General features: G+C 55.6%; 18 protein-coding genes and 2 pseudogenes. 7 read left to right on the forward strand and 13 right to left on the reverse strand.

Going from position 1 to position 16,223, the window contains the following annotated elements; all coding sequences use genetic code 11:
* The first annotated feature begins 19 nt into the window (after positions 1-19).
* The 3 genes from istB to ACYZT3_RS09175 all read left to right on the forward strand — a co-directional run bounded on the left by istB (position 20) and on the right by ACYZT3_RS09175 (position 1,738).
* Complete coding sequence (gene istB, locus ACYZT3_RS09165; protein ID WP_462030508.1) at positions 20-775, forward strand: IS21-like element ISPsy14 family helper ATPase IstB; 756 nt, start codon at positions 20-22, stop codon at positions 773-775.
* A gap of 336 nt (positions 776-1,111) precedes the next feature.
* Positions 1,112-1,429 carry an IS66 family insertion sequence element accessory protein TnpB gene (gene tnpB / locus ACYZT3_RS09170; protein ID WP_462031930.1) on the forward strand — a complete coding sequence of 106 codons (318 nt, stop codon included), beginning with the start codon at positions 1,112-1,114 and terminating at the stop codon, positions 1,427-1,429.
* A gap of 117 nt (positions 1,430-1,546) precedes the next feature.
* Positions 1,547-1,738: an AbrB/MazE/SpoVT family DNA-binding domain-containing protein gene (locus ACYZT3_RS09175; protein ID WP_462031931.1), complete on the forward strand. Its 192-nt coding sequence runs from the start codon at positions 1,547-1,549 to the stop codon at positions 1,736-1,738.
* A 277-nt stretch (positions 1,739-2,015) separates the two neighbouring features.
* Here ACYZT3_RS09175 and ACYZT3_RS09180 read toward each other — a convergent pair whose 3' ends face one another.
* The 10 genes and pseudogenes from ACYZT3_RS09180 to ACYZT3_RS09225 all read right to left on the reverse strand — a co-directional run bounded on the left by ACYZT3_RS09180 (position 2,016) and on the right by ACYZT3_RS09225 (position 10,094).
* Positions 2,016-3,125, reverse strand: a complete 1,110-nt coding sequence (locus tag ACYZT3_RS09180; RefSeq protein ID WP_462031932.1) for an HNH endonuclease — start codon at positions 3,123-3,125, stop codon at positions 2,016-2,018.
* Between the two features lie 169 nt (positions 3,126-3,294).
* Positions 3,295-4,131, reverse strand: a complete 837-nt coding sequence (locus ACYZT3_RS09185; protein ID WP_462031933.1) for a hypothetical protein — start codon at positions 4,129-4,131, stop codon at positions 3,295-3,297.
* Positions 4,132-4,629: 498 nt separating this feature from the next.
* Entirely contained in the window at positions 4,630-5,640 is a 1,011-nt protein-coding gene (locus ACYZT3_RS09190) for a hypothetical protein (RefSeq protein WP_462031934.1), read from the reverse strand.
* Positions 5,641-5,819: 179 nt separating this feature from the next.
* A pseudogene (locus ACYZT3_RS09195) lies at positions 5,820-6,439 on the reverse strand (tyrosine-type recombinase/integrase).
* A gap of 155 nt (positions 6,440-6,594) precedes the next feature.
* Positions 6,595-6,864, reverse strand: coding sequence for an AbrB/MazE/SpoVT family DNA-binding domain-containing protein (locus tag ACYZT3_RS09200; RefSeq protein ID WP_462032352.1), 270 nt, complete (start codon positions 6,862-6,864; stop codon positions 6,595-6,597).
* A 150-nt stretch (positions 6,865-7,014) separates the two neighbouring features.
* Positions 7,015-7,101, reverse strand: a pseudogene (locus tag ACYZT3_RS09205) (response regulator); the annotation flags it as partial.
* Positions 7,102-7,285: 184 nt separating this feature from the next.
* Positions 7,286-8,614, reverse strand: coding sequence for a deoxyguanosinetriphosphate triphosphohydrolase (locus tag ACYZT3_RS09210; RefSeq protein ID WP_462031935.1), 1,329 nt, complete (start codon positions 8,612-8,614; stop codon positions 7,286-7,288).
* Between the two features lie 436 nt (positions 8,615-9,050).
* On the reverse strand, positions 9,051-9,392 hold the full coding sequence (locus ACYZT3_RS09215; protein ID WP_282380112.1) for a hypothetical protein: 342 nt from the start codon (positions 9,390-9,392) through the stop codon (positions 9,051-9,053).
* The gene (locus ACYZT3_RS09220) at positions 9,389-9,778 is read right to left on the reverse strand and encodes a phage holin family protein (protein ID WP_282380110.1); all 390 of its coding nucleotides are present in this window, start codon (positions 9,776-9,778) and stop codon (positions 9,389-9,391) included. The genes ACYZT3_RS09215 and ACYZT3_RS09220 overlap by 4 nt, the downstream gene beginning before the upstream one ends.
* A gap of 1 nt (position 9,779) precedes the next feature.
* The gene (locus ACYZT3_RS09225; RefSeq protein WP_282380109.1) at positions 9,780-10,094 is read right to left on the reverse strand and encodes an ElaB/YgaM/YqjD family protein; all 315 of its coding nucleotides are present in this window, start codon (positions 10,092-10,094) and stop codon (positions 9,780-9,782) included.
* Positions 10,095-10,420: 326 nt separating this feature from the next.
* Between ACYZT3_RS09225 and ACYZT3_RS09230 the strand changes: the two genes are divergently transcribed.
* Positions 10,421-11,629 carry an ammonium transporter gene (locus ACYZT3_RS09230; protein WP_282380107.1) on the forward strand — a complete coding sequence of 403 codons (1,209 nt, stop codon included), beginning with the start codon at positions 10,421-10,423 and terminating at the stop codon, positions 11,627-11,629.
* Here ACYZT3_RS09230 and ACYZT3_RS09235 read toward each other — a convergent pair.
* The gene (locus ACYZT3_RS09235; RefSeq protein ID WP_282380106.1) at positions 11,626-13,338 is read right to left on the reverse strand and encodes a cation:proton antiporter; all 1,713 of its coding nucleotides are present in this window, start codon (positions 13,336-13,338) and stop codon (positions 11,626-11,628) included. The genes ACYZT3_RS09230 and ACYZT3_RS09235 overlap by 4 nt on opposite strands.
* A gap of 212 nt (positions 13,339-13,550) precedes the next feature.
* Here ACYZT3_RS09235 and ACYZT3_RS09240 point away from each other — a divergent pair, with 212 nt between their 5' ends.
* The 3 genes from ACYZT3_RS09240 to ACYZT3_RS09250 all read left to right on the forward strand — a co-directional run bounded on the left by ACYZT3_RS09240 (position 13,551) and on the right by ACYZT3_RS09250 (position 15,215).
* The gene (locus tag ACYZT3_RS09240; protein WP_282380105.1) at positions 13,551-13,787 is read left to right on the forward strand and encodes a glutaredoxin family protein; all 237 of its coding nucleotides are present in this window, start codon (positions 13,551-13,553) and stop codon (positions 13,785-13,787) included.
* A gap of 148 nt (positions 13,788-13,935) precedes the next feature.
* Entirely contained in the window at positions 13,936-14,253 is a 318-nt protein-coding gene (locus tag ACYZT3_RS09245) for a transcriptional regulator (protein WP_282380104.1), read from the forward strand.
* A 71-nt stretch (positions 14,254-14,324) separates the two neighbouring features.
* Positions 14,325-15,215, forward strand: a complete 891-nt coding sequence (locus ACYZT3_RS09250; protein ID WP_282380103.1) for a pseudouridine synthase — start codon at positions 14,325-14,327, stop codon at positions 15,213-15,215.
* 87 nt (positions 15,216-15,302) lie between these two features.
* Here ACYZT3_RS09250 and ACYZT3_RS09255 read toward each other — a convergent pair whose 3' ends face one another.
* Both ACYZT3_RS09255 and mobA read right to left on the reverse strand, forming a co-directional pair.
* Positions 15,303-15,524, reverse strand: coding sequence for a YgdI/YgdR family lipoprotein (locus ACYZT3_RS09255; RefSeq protein ID WP_282380102.1), 222 nt, complete (start codon positions 15,522-15,524; stop codon positions 15,303-15,305).
* 75 nt (positions 15,525-15,599) lie between these two features.
* Positions 15,600-16,202 (reverse strand): molybdenum cofactor guanylyltransferase MobA, encoded by a 603-nt coding sequence (gene mobA / locus ACYZT3_RS09260; RefSeq protein WP_282380101.1) that lies wholly within the window; start codon positions 16,200-16,202, stop codon positions 15,600-15,602.
* Positions 16,203-16,223 lie beyond the last annotated feature (21 nt).

A 16,223-nucleotide genomic window follows, 5' to 3' on the forward strand; every position in this document is an offset into this window, starting at 1 on the left:
CTGAAAAAGGAGCATCAAAATGCTGCCCAACCCAACTCTCGATAAGCTGCAAACCCTGCGCCTGCACGGCATGATCAAGGCGCTTGGCGAACAACACGCAACGCCTGACATCAACGATCTCAGCTTCGACGAACGCCTCGGTCTGATGGTCGACCGCGAGCTGACCGAGCGCGAAGACGCCCGCCTGACGACTCGCCTGAAAGCCGCACGACTGCGCCATAACGCCTGCCTGGAAGACATCGACTACCGCAGCCCGCGTGGCCTGGACAAGGCCTTGATCCTCCAACTGGGCAGCGGCCAATGGCTGCGCGACGGCCTGAACCTGATCATCGGCGGCCCAACTGGCGTAGGCAAAACCTGGCTCGCCTGCGCGCTGGCTCACAAGGCCTGCCGCGACGGTTACAGCGTGCGTTATCTACGCTTGCCGCGCTTGATGGAAGAACTAGGCCTGGCCCACGGCGACGGCCGCTTCGCGAAACTGATGGCGGGTTATGCCAAGACCGACTTGCTGATCCTGGACGACTGGGGCCTGGCGCCGTTTACCGCAGCGCAACGGCGCGACATGCTTGAGCTGCTGGACGACCGCTACGGCAACCGCTCGACGCTGGTGACCAGCCAGATGCCCGTGGACAAATGGCATGCACTGATCGGCGATCCGACCTTGGGCGACGCGATCCTCGACCGGCTGGTGCACAACGCTTATCGGATCGAACTGAAGGGCGAATCGATGCGCAGACGCGCAACGAAATTGACGGCGGTAGGAACTTCAGACTAACAATGCAAACCTGCGTCGCTGCGCTCCGACTGCCTGTCCAAGTGGATGTGGATCAGGTGTCCAAGTGAGCATGGAACGAGTGTCCAAATGATCGTGGGCTGAGTGTCCAAGTGTCGTGGAATCCGCAGTTTACGCCTTGGATAAAGGCGAGACGATCGAGCAGGCTAAACTTTTAGGCCAACTGGTTCTAAATTCCAAGATCGTGGCGTCTCGGTATGGCGACGAAAAGCTCTACTTTCAACACAATATGCAAAGATAAGAAGCCTAAGCCGCTTGCGGGACAGCAGGTTGATTCGGTGCTCGCCGGTAATGCGTTGACCATCAACCGCCGTCTCAATGGTCGCGGCAGGAAGGGCAGTTACCTGCCCCCCGGGCACTGACACAGCGCTCGCGCGGGTCGTGGCGGTGTTCGGTGCGGCGCAGCAACACGGTGCTTATCTGTTCGCCAACCGCCGCGCCAATCGCATGAAAGTGCTGGTGCATGACGGGCTGGGTATCTGTCTCGCTGAACGCCGTCGGCATCAGGAAAAACTCTTCTGGCCTGGCTCTCGAAACGGTTCTGAAGTTGAGTTGAACACTGAACAACTACAAGCCCTGGTGCTGGGTTTGCCTTGGCAAAGAGTCGGGCCAAACGGAGCAATTACGGTCTTGTAAATGACAGCCACGGACAGCCTGCCAGCAGGTAAATGCCGGCGGTTGCCAAAATTACGATTCGAACGCAGCATGACTGTGATGACTTTGGACAACGATGTTTGGAGGGGGCGTACAGGTATGAGCGAAGACGAACGCTGGTTTGCGAAATGCCAAGACGCTGGGGATGGAAGTGGCGACCTTGTCATCGATTTACCGCCCGAGCTGCTTAAAAAAATGGGCTTAAGCCTCGGGGACGAGTTGACGATCGAAGTGGTGGATGAGGTGATCGTCCTTACGCCCATACGCCAAGACCATCCATCATCGGCATGACTCTTTGGGTTCAAGCAGCTGCTTTTTGCCGCTTTCTGCCTGTCGCGACTGACTGAAATCGACCAATTGCTGTCCGTCACCACAGGCATTTATGGGGCGGTTCGGCCTTTCAACCTAGAAACGACAGTTGAGCGATGTCCCAGTACTGGCGCGAGTTTTCGGCCCCTTTTTTGACAACTTCGGAGCAGTTTCAAATGGGTGAGTCGGCGAATCGGCAGATCCCACGGCGCGACAAGCATTTGTTTTGGTTTGGGCTCATCAACTGCCGTTTTTAGGCTCAATGGTCGTCCGAGAAGAGGATAGCGTCCTTCAAGCCGGCGGCAACCATCGCAAGGTCAGGCTCGATCCAGTCAAAGTCCGGGGCAAGAATCAATCGCTTGGGTACGCTGCAATCCGCCAGATGTCGGATGAGATCCTGCGAATCTTGGACGACGACCGGGTAGTTGTGCGCCTCAATGAAGAGGGCCAAGGGTATCCGGACAGTATTGTCGTCCGTAATGTCCTGGGGCAGTTTCGCAACGTATTGCGCCATCAACGAATCAGTCAGGGGTATTGCCCCTAACAAGTCGTCGTCGGTATTAGTGACAAGCGCGACATACCCTTTACGAAGTTCGCTCGACAAATCCAATCTCATGCCGCTGAACTCGATGCAGGTTCTTTTGGCAGCGGCGGCACGGTCGTTCCGTTTACTGGCAGCCGCGGCGCTGGGATCGACCAACTTGATTCCGATGGCTTCCATTATGGACAAATCGAGAATCCAGTTCAGCTCTGCGGGTCTTTGCGCTTTCCGCTCACGCAAGTGTGCAGAAAACTCTTCCTCGGTCCATCCGGTGAGTTTGCGAATGTGTGCTCCGACCTCTTGGGTACGTCCAATGTTCCCGGTGAATCCCCAGTGCGTCCCGAGGTGACATGACTTGCAGAGACACATGAGGCGGGTGAGCTTCTGCGTCTTGGTGCTCGCATCGAACGACCAACGTTCATGCGCTTCAGGCCGTCGCTCCGACGAACAAATCTCGCATTTCCCGCCCGCACGGGCCCTCACGTACTGACTGGTCGCCTTCCACTGCGCTGGCGATATTGAGTTCTTGAGGTCTTTACCCCATGAGCTCGCTGGAAGCATGTCCACATAAAAATCGTTGCCGCCGAACGACCGATCCTCCCCGGGCAGGCAGTCGCCGTACTTCGTCAGGTCAAGTGTTTGAGCTTTCATAGTCGGGGTAATCATCCCTTCGATTTGTGAGCAGTGAGTTTGGCCGTAGCACTTGAACGAGGTGCTGGTGACATCGATCGTTGAGCCGCTGGACGCTGAAGGACTCCATTTGGTCGAGTGTAGCCGCTCGCTTCGCGCCGCGTTCGACACATCGCTGCCGGTGGCTACAGGCAGCAATTGGCCGATTTCTGCCTGTTACGAAGGTCAGCAATCGGCCCATACCAGCGGGTAAATGACACCTACAAAATCAGGGGCTATTCAGTTTTTATTTCAAACTCCGCTCCCCGGGCTAGTGTTCTGCGCTCGAACGAAAAAACTGACGAAAACTAATTTGGAAGCGCGGCACTCAGTTAACGCCGAAAATTAATTCTTTTGCGTAAGGACTAAAGCGATATCCTTTATATTCTTCAGGATTTTTAAGAGGCACATAAATTTTATGGCTTTCGTCAGTTCGAAATTTAGGAGAGAAGCTAAATACGGTAACCTTTGTTGCCGTAGCCCAACCCCACAAATAACGCCAAAATCCTTCTTTCTCCCTAAGTTCGATAGCGACATACTCTCCATAGTCCCGCTTGATCCAGTCTCCTATCCCTTTGTTGTCTTTGGCAACAACCCCTCTGTACCTAATATCCCACTCATGCTTTGATTGCGTTTCACTAGATAGAGATACCTTGACATCCAGACCCGAACCAAGCGACATATAGATAGGGGTATCCTTTCCCAAATAATTAGGCACGGCAAACGCACCGTCCGTAAAAGAGATCTTATCTGCAGGTGGCATCAGTGCGATTCGATAGTTGGAATACACGTAACTATCGTTTGAGTTTGTATCATGCAATATATCTGCTGCGCCAAGCGAGCCAGAGTGTGTCTGCGCGCTTTCAGGCAATTTATCGCGATCGGTTGCCTTGACGTATTTCAGAGACAGGTTGACGCTTTTAGCCGCCTTCCTTGATTCATTTAATACCGATATTTCCACAGGAACTATAATGCGCTCTGATTCTGAAAGCCTAGGGCTTGCGTAAAACATATAAACTGGCAAATCACTTTCAAGCGGCTCACTGTGCAGATAGAGCGTCGTCTCACCAGACCATTTTCCATCTGATAAATCACCTGCCACCTGGTAGATAAATGGAGTAGCGGGCATTGCCAAAACAACAACGGCGGCAATCGGATGAGCCATTATATACGCCAAAATTTTGCCAGTCTTCGATAGCTTCGCCACCTCAGTTCGAGTTGGGTCTTGAGTTTTCACAATAGGCTTAGACTGTTTTTTTTTATTTCCCAAAACTTATCCCTTATTTGGCTAAATCCAATTGGCTTTAATCAAAGCCATGAATGTATCGGCAGTAACAAAAAAATCTTGATTTCAAAGAGAGGCATTATTTGTAAAAAATTCACGCTTCCGCGTAGCGCCAACGACGTGTCGGGCAAATTTCGACTGAGCTTAGGTAGCATCGAAATGGGAAAAAAGTGTTGCCGTCTTTACAGCTAGCTGAATAGCCGCGTTTCGCGGATGCATTTGAGTACCCGCTTCTGGCCGATTTCTGCTTGTCGCGACTGGTTGAATCCACAACCCATAACGGTCATTCAGCCTTTAAGCACGGTGGATGTCGAAAGTCCTTACGCGCCTCAGCCACATGCCGAAGCGCGTTAGACTACGATTCAACTGTCATCGTCTTCAACGGCGGACTTCTGGGAAAAGTAACTTTTCACGACTTAGCCCTAGGCTCAAACCTGTTGGGAGTTGCTCAATGGCGATGAGTGAGATGTTGTCAGTGATGATCCTATTGTCGTTCAGTACTGCAAATGATGGACACCATATGAATGCTTCCTTATCGAACTCATAGATCAACTGCCGCGCTGCTGTTCCCCGTGCCTTTAGCTTCGCAACCAACTTCGCTGCCTGAGCCGCCGCAGCAGGCAGGGCGTCGTGCGCTGCGTAGTGCTTTTTCACGTCCTTACCTCGCAAGAGGAACGACACCTGACAGCCATCCTGATGCGTATGAATATCGAGTATCGGGTTACTCCGGTCAGCCATCCGTCCAAGTAATTTCCGGAGCCACGCACGAGTCGCGGCATAAGTACCTTTACCAGCCTCTGATGCAATCGAGGTTATAAACGGATTCCAGATGACGGCCAGATAGATAAGACCAAGTCTGATTAACTCTTGTGCGGAATCTGCTGCGTTGTGTGAAAGTTCAGTGCGTTCAATCCGAAGTGGTGCATCGCTGATTACCTGATCCAGCCATGCCGCATCCACTTCCCTTGGGTCCGTCGCGAACTGAATCCAACTGCCATCGGGCATCATGGGAAGGGTTGCCGGCGGCGGTACAGATGCTGTTGTATCGAGCCCCAATGCTCGAAAGTCCAGTACGTCGCCGCCCGCGTAATACCCCAGAATTGCAGCAATAAACTTGCCACCGCCTGCAGTCTCGAAGTACGCACTTTCAAGGATCTGACCTTTTGGTCGTCCGGGATCGTGATTGTAGAGAAGGATGTGCGGATTTTCGTTGATATTTGCAACTAACTCTAATGGATCGACTGGCACCAAAGGTTCGCCATCATCATGTCGTGCATCAGTCCAAATCACCGCAGACACAAGCTTTCCAAATATACCCGCCGAGTGACGCTGGATTGTGCTGTCCGCCCAATCACGGGCGGTAGGAGTTCCTTCTAACAGATTAGACATAAGCATCTCCAGTATGGTTACTTGCGTTGTACCTAATGAAGGCTTGATTCACCATCCACTAAAAGACATTGCTATTCTATATCGCACGTCTGTGCTGAATTGCCCTAATTCAGGTCCAGTGTGAGGGACCGCGTTTGGCCGGACAGCGACGGTCTAGCCTCGACCGTCGCAGTGGAAAGTCAGACTTCCGTCTGTTCCGCCATTTCAAGGGCATCATCGACCTCAATTCCCAGGTATCTGACGGTGCTTTCAAGCTTCGTATGACCAAGCAGGAGTTGGACTGCTCTCAGGTTCTTCGTCCTGCGATAGATCAGCGATGCCTTGGTTCGGCGTAGCGTGTGAGTGCCGAACATGGTTGGGTCCAGGCCAATGGTTTTCACCCAGGCTTTGACTATTCCGCGTATTGCCTGGTGGAGAGGTGATCTGAATCGTGCAACCGGCTCGGAAACAAGAAGTCCTCACTGCGAAGATGGGCTTAATGCATCCAGGCCTCCAGAAACTTTCGAGTCTGCTCAGTGATTTCAAATTGCACTGGTCGTTGAGTTTTCTGTTGCATCACGATAGCCCGTGACGACACATGTTCCCCATGGGCTATGTCTCGCACGCAAAGCTTGGTTAAGTCACAGGCACGCAGCTTGCTGTCGATGGCCAAGTTGAACAGAGCCAGGTCGCGTGTCTTCTCCGCCAGTTGGAGCCTTACTCGAATGGCCCAGATATCTCTGACTCGAAGCGGGGCTTTTTGCCCGACAAGCTTTCCCTTGTTCCAAGGCCGATGGCTGTATCTAGCAATTTTTTTCATGTCATGTCCTCCACGTTGTGGGAGAACAAGGGTGGATCAGTCACTGTGCGCGGTCGCTATCAGGCCGATGCCGCTTGTCACGACGGGGCTCTTCAATTGGTCGGCGTTTACGAAAGACTCCCGAGAAATTAGGTAGAAGTATGATTGCACGGAGCTCAGGGAGAAGAGGGCTTACTGCGTACTGGCTTTAGCACTATTGCGCCATCAGTCACCTCGAGACTCAACTCATCACCTAGGTCTAGGCCAAGTCTCGCAAGCACTTCTGGTGGCAGTTCGACGATGAAGTCGCCGCTTTCATCTGGGGTGTCCTGGCATTTGACCGCCCAGCTTCTGATGTCACTTATGATACGACTCTCACTACATCGTGGGGGAGTCGCTTCATTATGCTCGTGCTTTGTCCTGCATGGATGGAGGAAATTTAACAGTCGGTGATGGCTGAGCGCCGCCCATTAAGGCAAATGAATTTTGAGTGAACGCACCCGACGCTTCGATCAAAAACGTTGGCCGCGGGGTAGGGCAAAACCGGTGCAGTTCATTTTTTAATGAATTCGTTCCAATTTCTAATGAATCTCTACGCCATAACTCTCAAGCAGGTATTGAGTCGCCTTGAGTTGAAAGGGATGATCTTCCACCAGCAAGATGCGCAGATCGTCTTTGAACATAGGATTATTCACGCTTCTTCTGTCGAACTGAGAGAAGCGGGATTATTTCGCGAGGTTACTGAATAATCGATCAGCTAGCTCAGCACATGTTGTAGGGGGATTCGGCGAACGTTGAGTGCATTTGGGTTTTTGAGAGGTAAATCAACCATTGCAGGCGGCGTAATGGCTGATCAACCGGGTCTCATCAGTGGCTCGAACGACCCGTCATCTCCAGCGCCATTTCGCTCGCATAGCTGTCGGTCATACCGGCGATGAAGTCAATCATCCGTAGAAACGAGGTGTGCAATGGGCCGTGAGGGTCGGGTGCATTGTTGCCCAACAGGTCGAGGATGCGGCGACTCTTGAAGGACGGCGTTCGACCGTTATGCTGTTCCAGTGCCGCGCCGCAGAAGGCGTTGAGCAGGATTTCCAGCGTGGTGTATGCGCCGATTTCATGCAGGGTCTTGCGCTTGTCCTGAAAGATTTTTTTGCGCGCCATGTCCTTGGCATTCAGTACGCAACGCTTGGCGGGACCGTGCATGTGCTCCACCAGATCACCGGGCAGCGTGCCGGCCAGCAACGCGTCCTGTTGCTCGACAAAGGCGCGGGCTGCGGCGTTGGTCAGGTGTTCAATGGCTTTGCCTCGCAGGATCGCCAGTTTGCGCCGACGCGAATCCTGTGGACCGAGCTGGCGGTAGGTTTCCGGCAAATCGTCACCTACAAGGTCCAGCAACAGGGCCTCGACTTCGGCGTATTCCAGCAGCTCCATCTCCAGACCATCTTCCAGGTCGATCAGCGCGTAGCAGATGTCATCGGCAGCCTCCATCAGATACACGAGCGGATGGCGCGCCCAGCGCTGTTCCTCGAGTTGCGGCAGACCGAGTTTATGGGCGATCTGTTCCAGTAGCGGCAATTCGCTCTGATAGCAACCGAACTTGTGTTTCTTATAGCCCAGTGAATCCGCGTGTTTTGCAGTCCATGGATACTTCAGATAAGTACCCAGCGTGGCGTAGGTCAGCCGGGTACCGCCGTCGAACTGGTGATATTCCAGCTGGGTGAGTACCCGAAAGCCCTGGGCATTGCCTTCGAAGTTGAGGAAGTCATTGCGTTCGACTTCGCTCATTGCATCCAGCCAGCCACGGCCGGCGGCTTGCTGGAACCAGTGGCGAATCGCGTCTTCACCGGAGTGTCCGAAGGGCGGATTGCCGATGTCATGGGCCAGGCAAGCCGATTGCACCACCATCCCCAGGTCGCTGGGCTCGCACCAGTCGGGCAAGGCGCTGCGGATGGTTTCGCCGACGCGCATGCCCAGCGAACGGCCGACACAGCTGACTTCCAGCGAGTGGGTCAGGCGCGTGTGGATATGATCGTTGCTGGTGACCGGATGGACCTGGGTCTTACGCCCGAGGCGGCGGAACGCTCCCGAGAAAATGATGCGGTCGTGGTCTTTGTGGAAAGGGCTGCGGCCGAGTTCTTCCGGGCTGTGCAGAGGCTTTCCGAGGCGTTCGCGGGTAAGCAGGGTTTGCCAATCCAAGGCTGGTTCTCTCCGTCAGGTGACTGAGCCCCTAGCTTCCCGTTTCGCGTCATGGCCTGCAAGGGAAAAACACGCACACCTGTAGGAGCACGGCTTGCCGGCGATGAGGGTGTGTCAGGCACTCCATTATCGATTGACCTGCCGTCATCACGCCCTGAGCCTTTCCGTCAACACGATGTTGCTGTGTCCGGCTCGCTGATCAAAGGCGAGCCGTGCCGAAGCAAGGTCTGTAAATAAACGTTTTCGTCGTACACGGTGCTGGTCTTCCAGCACCGATAAACGATGCGGATCCACTTGAACGCCAGAGCCCTGAGGCCTCCTTGGTTAGGTCTTGTTCTGGGGTAAAACCTGGTCACCGGTCAGGCACGCAGGATTGAACCCCTCGATAAAGAGGTTCATCCCGATGATGTTGCAAGAATGCAGCCAGAGGGTGGCTTTAGCGGTTGCGCGAAGAGCCCAGCATGACCAGCTTGATCAGCGGCCCCAGCGTGGTGCCCAGACGAACCAGTCGAGTGAGGCTGCTTATGCCACCGCTCTTGGCACCCTTGCCAGTCAAAAAGCCCAGCAACGTGACGGCTGCCACGCCCCAGAGTGGGGCGTGCTTGATGCCGAAACCATCGTGCAGGTTTTGCGTCATCCCGCGCATGCGCTGCAAGGGTTGCAGCAATTCCCGGGATTCGTGGCGAATTTCCTGGCGATGCATTTCCATGCGCAGGCGGATCAGCGCTTTGCGCATTTCTGTGCGCGAGCTGTTGTGAGGCAGTTCAGGCAGGCTCATGGCAGCAGGCGCTCCCGATCATTGGCCAATTCTTCCAGGGTGCCGTGGAAGGGCGAGGATTCATCGAAAATCGCCGCTCTCAAGCGCATTGCACAGAATATGGCCGCGAGTGTGTAGAACACGCAGAGCCCAATGATGGCCGCCAGGCGATAGGTGTCCCAAAACAGGATCATCACCAGCGTCGACAACCCCACCAGTAACAGCAAGGCAAAAACCAGCGCCAGGCCTGCAAACAGCAACAGGCTTACAGTGCGCGCTTTTTGTTCCTGCAATTCGATGCCGAATAGTTCGACATGGCTGTGCAGCAATCCAAGAAAAGCGGCACCCAGGCGCCGCGGAGAGGAGCTTGTGCCCGTCGCGGACGAGCCGGATTCGCCGATCGCCATATCAGCGCCGCGTTGCCAGCAAACCAATCAGGAAACCTACGCCAGCCGCGATTCCGACCGATTGCCATGGATTTGCCTGAACGTAATCTTCGGTGGCGGTGACGGCGGCCTGGCCGCGTTCGCGCAGGGAATCTTCGGTCAATTTCAAGGTTTCGCGGGCACGCAACAGACTGTCGTGGATCTGCTCACGCAACTCATCGGCCTGATCGCCGGCCAAGGAGGCGGTGTGTTCCAGCAACCGTTCGGTGTCGCTGACCAGTGTCTGAAAATCGTTCATCAGGATCTCTTGAGCAGTCTTTGCCTTGATGCTGGCCATGGGTGGATCTCCGTAAGTGGTTTCTGTTGCTTTCGAGTATGAGCCTTGCGCGAAGGTTCAGTACAAATGACTGGTACAACTTTTGCTACGTCGTGGTGCGTTTGCCTGCGCCGTTGCGCTGTTGCTGGGCATGATTTCAGTAAAACCTTAACTCAAACAATCAAAACTCGCGCAATCGTCCCGGTCTTGATTTGCCTTCATGAATTTTGTGCGCCAAAGCGGTTCACCGCGATCGGCTCCTTGATTCCGGCAAGTCGCAACTTGGTGCATGAATTGTTTGCGCGAACTGCTTTGGTGCTTTTTTCAGCCTTAAGGTCTGCCAACCCATGGAAAATCTGCAAAGCGCTGTGGACAGTCTGGTCCATAGCTCTAATACGTTGTTCATTCTGACCGGCGCGGTCATGGTGCTGGCGATGCACGCCGGTTTCGCCTTTCTCGAAGTCGGCACGGTTCGACAAAAGAACCAGGTCAACGCCTTATCGAAGATCCTTAGCGATTTCGCCATTTCGACCCTGGCCTACTTCTTTATAGGCTATTGGATTTCCTATGGGGTGACCTTCATGCAACCGGCGGCTGTGATCAATGCTGATCATGGCTATGGCCTGGTGAAGTTTTTCTTTCTGCTGACCTTTGCTGCGGCGATACCAGCGATCATTTCCGGGGGGATCGCCGAGCGTGCCCGGTTCGTCCCTCAGTTGTGCGCGACGGCACTGATCGTGGCGTTCATCTATCCCTTCTTTGAGGGGATGATCTGGAACGGCAACTTTGGCCTGCAAGCCTGGTTGCTGGAACGCTTTGGCGCCAGCTTCCATGATTTTGCCGGCTCGGTCGTGGTCCACGCCATGGGCGGTTGGCTGGCGCTGGCAGCGGTGTTGTTGCTCGGGCCACGTCAAGGCCGCTATCGCGAAGGGCGCCTGGTGGCGTTCGCGCCCTCGAGCATTCCCTTTCTGGCGTTGGGGTCGTGGATCCTGATCGTTGGCTGGTTCGGTTTCAACGTGATGAGTGCGCAAACCCTGCAAGGTGTCAGTGGGCTGGTGGCGGTGAACTCGTTGATGGCCATGGTCGGCGGTACCGTGGCGGCGCTGATCGTCGGGCGCAATGACCCGGGCTTTCTGCATAACGGCCCGCTGGCCGGATTGGTGGCGATCTGCGCCGGTTCCGATCTGATGCATCCGGTGGGAGCACTGGTGACGGGCGCTATCGCCGGGGCTCTGTTCGTCTGGTGCTTTACCGCGGCCCAAGGCAAATGGCATATCGATGATGTGTTGGGGGTTTGGCCGTTGCATGGCTTGTGTGGCGTCTGGGGCGGGATCGCCTGCGGTATCTTCGGTCAAAGTGCTATGGGCGGTTTGGGCGGTGTGAGCCTGATCAGTCAACTGATCGGCACGGCACTGGGCGTGGTCGTCGCGCTGACCGGTGGTTTTGCGGTGTATGGCGTGATCAAGGCGTTCCATGGTTTGCGCCTGAGTCAGGAAGAAGAGTATTACGGTGCAGACTTGTCGGTGCACAAGATTGGCGCCGTGAGCCAGGACTAGTTCTCTTCATCGTCTGCACCGGGATAAAACCCGTGCAGCAAGCGATAGCGATCATGCCGCACCTGATCGACCCGGTCCTGCACTTGCTGTCCGGGCAAGCCGAGCATGATCAGCGCATGGGAGGCGAGCATCAGGCTGGACTCCAGCAACTCGGGCACGACTTCGCTGGCACCGGCCGCCTTCAACTCGGCCAACTGACTGTCATCGCGGGTGCGCACCAGGATCGGCACGGTCGGGTTGAAGCGCCGTGCCTCCTTGAGTATCAGCAGGGCGATGTCAGTATTGTCGACCGCAACCACCAACAGCCTTGCGCGCTCCAGCCCTACGGCAACCAACAGTTCGCCGCGACGGGAGTCGCCGTAATGCACACAGCTTTCAGCGACGGCTGCTTCCTGGACTCGCACCGGATCACTGTCCAGCGCAATGTAGGGTTGATGCTCGTAGCGTAAAAAGCGGCCGATGGACTGGCCGACGCGACCGTAGCCACATATCACGACATGGCTGTGTAACCCCGCATTGAGCGCGCTGATTTCTTCAAGTTTCGCTTCTTCGTTGGGTTTGCGGTGCAGGCGTGTGGCGATACGAGGCGCGGTGCGCAGCAGCAACGGGGTGACGAGCATCGAACAGAAGGTCGCCGCCAGCAGCAGGCCGCCGAGGTCGGCGGGCATCAGTTTGTTCAGCTGCATCTGTGCCATCAGCGCGAAGCAGAACTCGCCGCCTTGGGCCAATGCCAAGCCGCTGCGCCAGGCGGTTTCACCATCGCTGCCGCGCCATTTGACCAGCAGCGCAACGACGCTGCCCTTGATCAGCAACAATCCCAGGGTCAGGCCGAGAATCAGCAGGCCGTGGCTGGCGAACAACTGCAAGTCGATCAACATGCCGATACTGACGAAGAACACCCCGAGCAGGATGTCGCGGAACGGGCGGATGTCGGCTTCGATCTGATGCCGGTAGTGGCTTTCCCCCAGCAGCATGCCGGCGAGAAACGCACCCAGGGCAGGGGAGAGGCCGAGCAGGTGAGTCAGCCACGCTGTCAGCAGCACAATGACCAGCGCCAGTAGCACGAACAGTTCCGCGGAACGGGCCGCCGCCACTTCATGGAAGAGCCTCGGCAGCACCCAGCGACTGGCCAGCAGCAGGCCGACGAACAACACGACGGTTTTCCCCAGCGTCAGTGGCAGCGCCCAATACCAGGCCTGATCGCTGCTGCCAGCGAACACTGGCACCAGGGTCAGCAGCAATACAGCCACGATGTCCTGGAACAGCAACACGGCGATGGCATTCTGGCCGTGGCTGCTGAAAATCTCGCCAAGACTGCTCAGCTCTTTACTGACAATGGCAGTGGATGACAGCGACAGGCCGGCGCCGAGTAACAGCGCAGGCGTGATCGGCATGCCGAGCAATATCAGCAAACCGCCCAACAGCATCCCCGAGCACAACACCTGCAGACTGCCAAGCCCGAACACCACCTGGCGCAATGCGAGCATTTTCGACAGGGAAAATTCCAGACCGAGGGAGAACAGCAGGAACACCACGCCCAACTCTGCGAGGTCTGGTAACTCTTCGCTATCATTTATCCAGTCGAACGCCGTCGGCCCGATCATCAGCCCCACGCACAGGTAGCCCAGCACCGGTGGTAATCGCAGGCGCTGGAACAGTGCAATCACCACCAGGGAGGAGGCGAGGATGATCAACAGGTTGGCGAACACAAAAAACTCCGGTGATGGACGCTGGCCACTCAAGCGTAGAGGCAAAAAAAACCGTGAGCATGGTGCAAGTGATGTTCAGGCCGATTGATGTGCGTCAGGGAGTTGCCGAAATCTCTTGAAACCCGGCTTTGGTCCAGACGTCCGGATCACTGGCTCGACTGCTTTTCATGGCGGGCCTAGAATGAACGCCTACTTTGCCGGGTCTTATGGTCATGCTTCCTGAATGTCAGCTGTTCGGCACCCTTGGGTGTCATCTCTGTGAAGTGGCTGAAGCCATGCTGATGGAATTTGTCGAGCGCGGTCTTCCGGTGGAACGGGTGGATATCGCTGACGACGAAACATGGTTCGAAGCTTACAGTCTGCGTATTCCGCTGTTACGACGGGTTGATACCGGCGCGGAGCTGGGTTGGCCGTTTAGTGCCGATCAGGTAGTGGCGTTCCTGAGTTAAGCGGTTTTTGCGGTGACGGTGTTCCCGCCTGTCGAACTTTGCGATTGATCCCCTTGGCTTTACCGGTGTTGTTCGGATACTGTATGCGCATACAGTTATTCGTAATGCCTGCCTCGCGTAGGCAGTCCGGGCGTGAGAGGGATGAATCGTGGTCAATGTCGAACAATTGAAGAACAGCGTGAACCGGATGTCGGCGGACGTGGTACGCGAGGCTGTCCTCGAATTGCGTCTGGATGGCCTGGTGACAGAAGGAAAAACCCCCTTCAACAAACTGCATTTCAATACCTGTTTCGCCGAAATCGAAGCCTTGTTCCAGCGCGCGGGCTATCACCGGCAGCTGGATGTCGTGGGTTATCAGGGGTTGTTGTACGCGCTTTATGATCCCGGTCGCTGGGAAGCGGTCGATGTGTTGCGCTGGCTCAAGGAATTCACCGAAGCGGCAGCGCGCACGCAGATAACGGCTTGAGGATTCTCTTCTAGGTTCGTCCCGGCCGCTGTTGGATAATGCCGCCCTGTATTGAGGGTTAGAGCTTTCGTATGTCCACTTCATCTTTTTCTGCTGCACACAACCAGGCCAGCACGCTCTACTTGCCGCCTGGCCCGTGGCAGACCGTACTCGATTGTCTGTGCGAACATTTCAGTGCCATTGGCCGTGATCAATGGCTGGACAGAATCGCCCGCGGTCGTGTGCTTGATGGCCATGGCATGCCAATCGCCCTGGACTTGCCTTACAAGGAAGGCCTGCGGATTCACTATTTTCGCGAAGTGCCGGACGAAAAGCCGATTCCGGTGGTTGAGTCGATTCTGTACGCGGATGAGCATCTGGTAGTGGCGGACAAGCCACATTTTCTGCCAGTGACTCCGGCGGGTGAATACGTGGAGCAGACCTTGCTGCGACGGCTGATACGTCGACTCGATAACCCGCATCTGGTGCCTTTGCATCGCATTGACCGTCACACGGCGGGGCTGGTGCTGTTTTCCGCCAACCCTCAGAGTCGTTCGGTGTATCAGTCGTTGTTTCCTACGCGGCAGATCGAAAAGCGCTACGAGGCAATTGCCCGAGCATTGCCTGAACGCTCTTTTCCATTGGTCCATAAGAGCCGGCTCATCGATGGCGAGCCTTTCTTCCGCATGCAGGAAGGTCCTGGCGTCAGTAATACCGAGACGGCAGTCGAGGTCAGGGAGAAGAATGGTGACCTCTGGCGTTATGCGCTTTACCCGGTGACGGGCAAGAAACATCAGTTGCGAGTACACATGACCGCCTTGGGCGCCAGTATCTGCAACGACCCGTTTTATCCGCAGGTACTCCAGGATGTTGAGGATGACTATGACAATCCTTTGAAACTGCTCGCTCAGGGGCTACGGTTTATGGATCCGGTCACCGGCCAGGAAAGAGTGTTCGAAAGTACCATCACCCTGCAGTGGTGATCGCGAGTTCAGCGAACCTGCTGATCTTCAGCCACGAAAAAGCCCGCATAAAGCGGGCTTTTCCATATCCGGTTATCACCGCAAAAATTAAAGCTCTTTAACGGTACGAACCTGATCCTTGTTGATGCGGGTCTGCTTGCCATCCAGTTGTTCGAATTCGTAGAAACCTGAATCCTTATCGAACTGTGGCGCATCGACAGCCTGGATTTCTCGACCGTCATTCAAGGTGATCACTGTAGGCGATGCACAACCGGCGAGGGTAGCGAGGCCCAGTGCGAGCATGAAAGTGGCGAGGGTCCGTTGAGTCATGAGTGTGTCTCCGAATATGAATTTTTTGGTTACTGTGCTTGAGACGTGTACAGCGCGCGCAAGTTCCTTCTCCTGTCAGTCTGACACAGTGTTGTGAGCACTTAACAGTTCTGGCGTGTTGAGGTTGGCCAGGCGCGGGTCATTGTCGGAGCATTGCAGGGCGGTAGTGCCCAGTTTGCGCATGAGGCGACCCGGGCTGCGTTCACCGTGGTTCCAGGCACTGTCGAAATCTGCCAAGAGTGCCACGGGGATAATGCACAACAAGGGCTCCCAGTGTTCACCATGGCGCAGCATTAGCGGTTGGTCCGGGTGCTGGCTGGCGGTTTCGCGCATGCTATTGAGCAGCGCGGCGTCGATGCGCGGTACGTCACAAGGCAGCACCAGCAGATGCGCATGGCGGGCGGCCTTCAAGCCTGCGCGAATACCGGCCAGGGGGCCAGGAAAGTCGCCTTCATCGTCATGAACCAGTTGGTCGGCGTAGGGCGCATACTTTTCCAGGTTTCTGTTGCAGGAGATGATCAGGTCATCGCTCAGCGAACGGGTCTTGCGGTGCAAGTGGGCAATCAGTGGTTCGCCGTGCCATTCCAGCAACCCTTTGTCCTGTCCGCCCATGCGTTGGCCACGACCACCTGCCAGGAGCAGAATGGAACAGGGTGGCAAATGTGTATTCGAGGTCATGGCAGGTCTCCACGGGGGCGG

It is taken from the genome of Pseudomonas sp. MDT1-16, from assembly GCF_054898115.1.

Excerpts from the sequence above, each read along its gene's own strand:
- istB (WP_462030508.1), top strand. The coding sequence starts at position 20 with ATGCTGCCCAACCCAACTCTCGATAAGCTGCAAACCCTGCGCCTGCAC.
- tnpB (WP_462031930.1), top strand. The coding sequence starts at position 1,112 with ATGGTCGCGGCAGGAAGGGCAGTTACCTGCCCCCCGGGCACTGACACA.
- ACYZT3_RS09175 (WP_462031931.1), top strand. The coding sequence starts at position 1,547 with ATGAGCGAAGACGAACGCTGGTTTGCGAAATGCCAAGACGCTGGGGAT.
- ACYZT3_RS09185 (WP_462031933.1), bottom strand. The coding sequence starts at position 4,131 with ATGGCTCATCCGATTGCCGCCGTTGTTGTTTTGGCAATGCCCGCTACT.
- ACYZT3_RS09190 (WP_462031934.1), bottom strand. The coding sequence starts at position 5,640 with ATGTCTAATCTGTTAGAAGGAACTCCTACCGCCCGTGATTGGGCGGAC.
- ACYZT3_RS09215 (WP_282380112.1), bottom strand. The coding sequence starts at position 9,392 with ATGAGCCTGCCTGAACTGCCTCACAACAGCTCGCGCACAGAAATGCGC.
- ACYZT3_RS09220 (WP_282380110.1), bottom strand. The coding sequence starts at position 9,778 with ATGGCGATCGGCGAATCCGGCTCGTCCGCGACGGGCACAAGCTCCTCT.
- ACYZT3_RS09225 (WP_282380109.1), bottom strand. The coding sequence starts at position 10,094 with ATGGCCAGCATCAAGGCAAAGACTGCTCAAGAGATCCTGATGAACGAT.
- ACYZT3_RS09230 (WP_282380107.1), top strand. The coding sequence starts at position 10,421 with ATGGAAAATCTGCAAAGCGCTGTGGACAGTCTGGTCCATAGCTCTAAT.
- ACYZT3_RS09240 (WP_282380105.1), top strand. The coding sequence starts at position 13,551 with ATGCTTCCTGAATGTCAGCTGTTCGGCACCCTTGGGTGTCATCTCTGT.
- ACYZT3_RS09250 (WP_282380103.1), top strand. The coding sequence starts at position 14,325 with ATGTCCACTTCATCTTTTTCTGCTGCACACAACCAGGCCAGCACGCTC.
- ACYZT3_RS09255 (WP_282380102.1), bottom strand. The coding sequence starts at position 15,524 with ATGACTCAACGGACCCTCGCCACTTTCATGCTCGCACTGGGCCTCGCT.
- mobA (WP_282380101.1), bottom strand. The coding sequence starts at position 16,202 with ATGACCTCGAATACACATTTGCCACCCTGTTCCATTCTGCTCCTGGCA.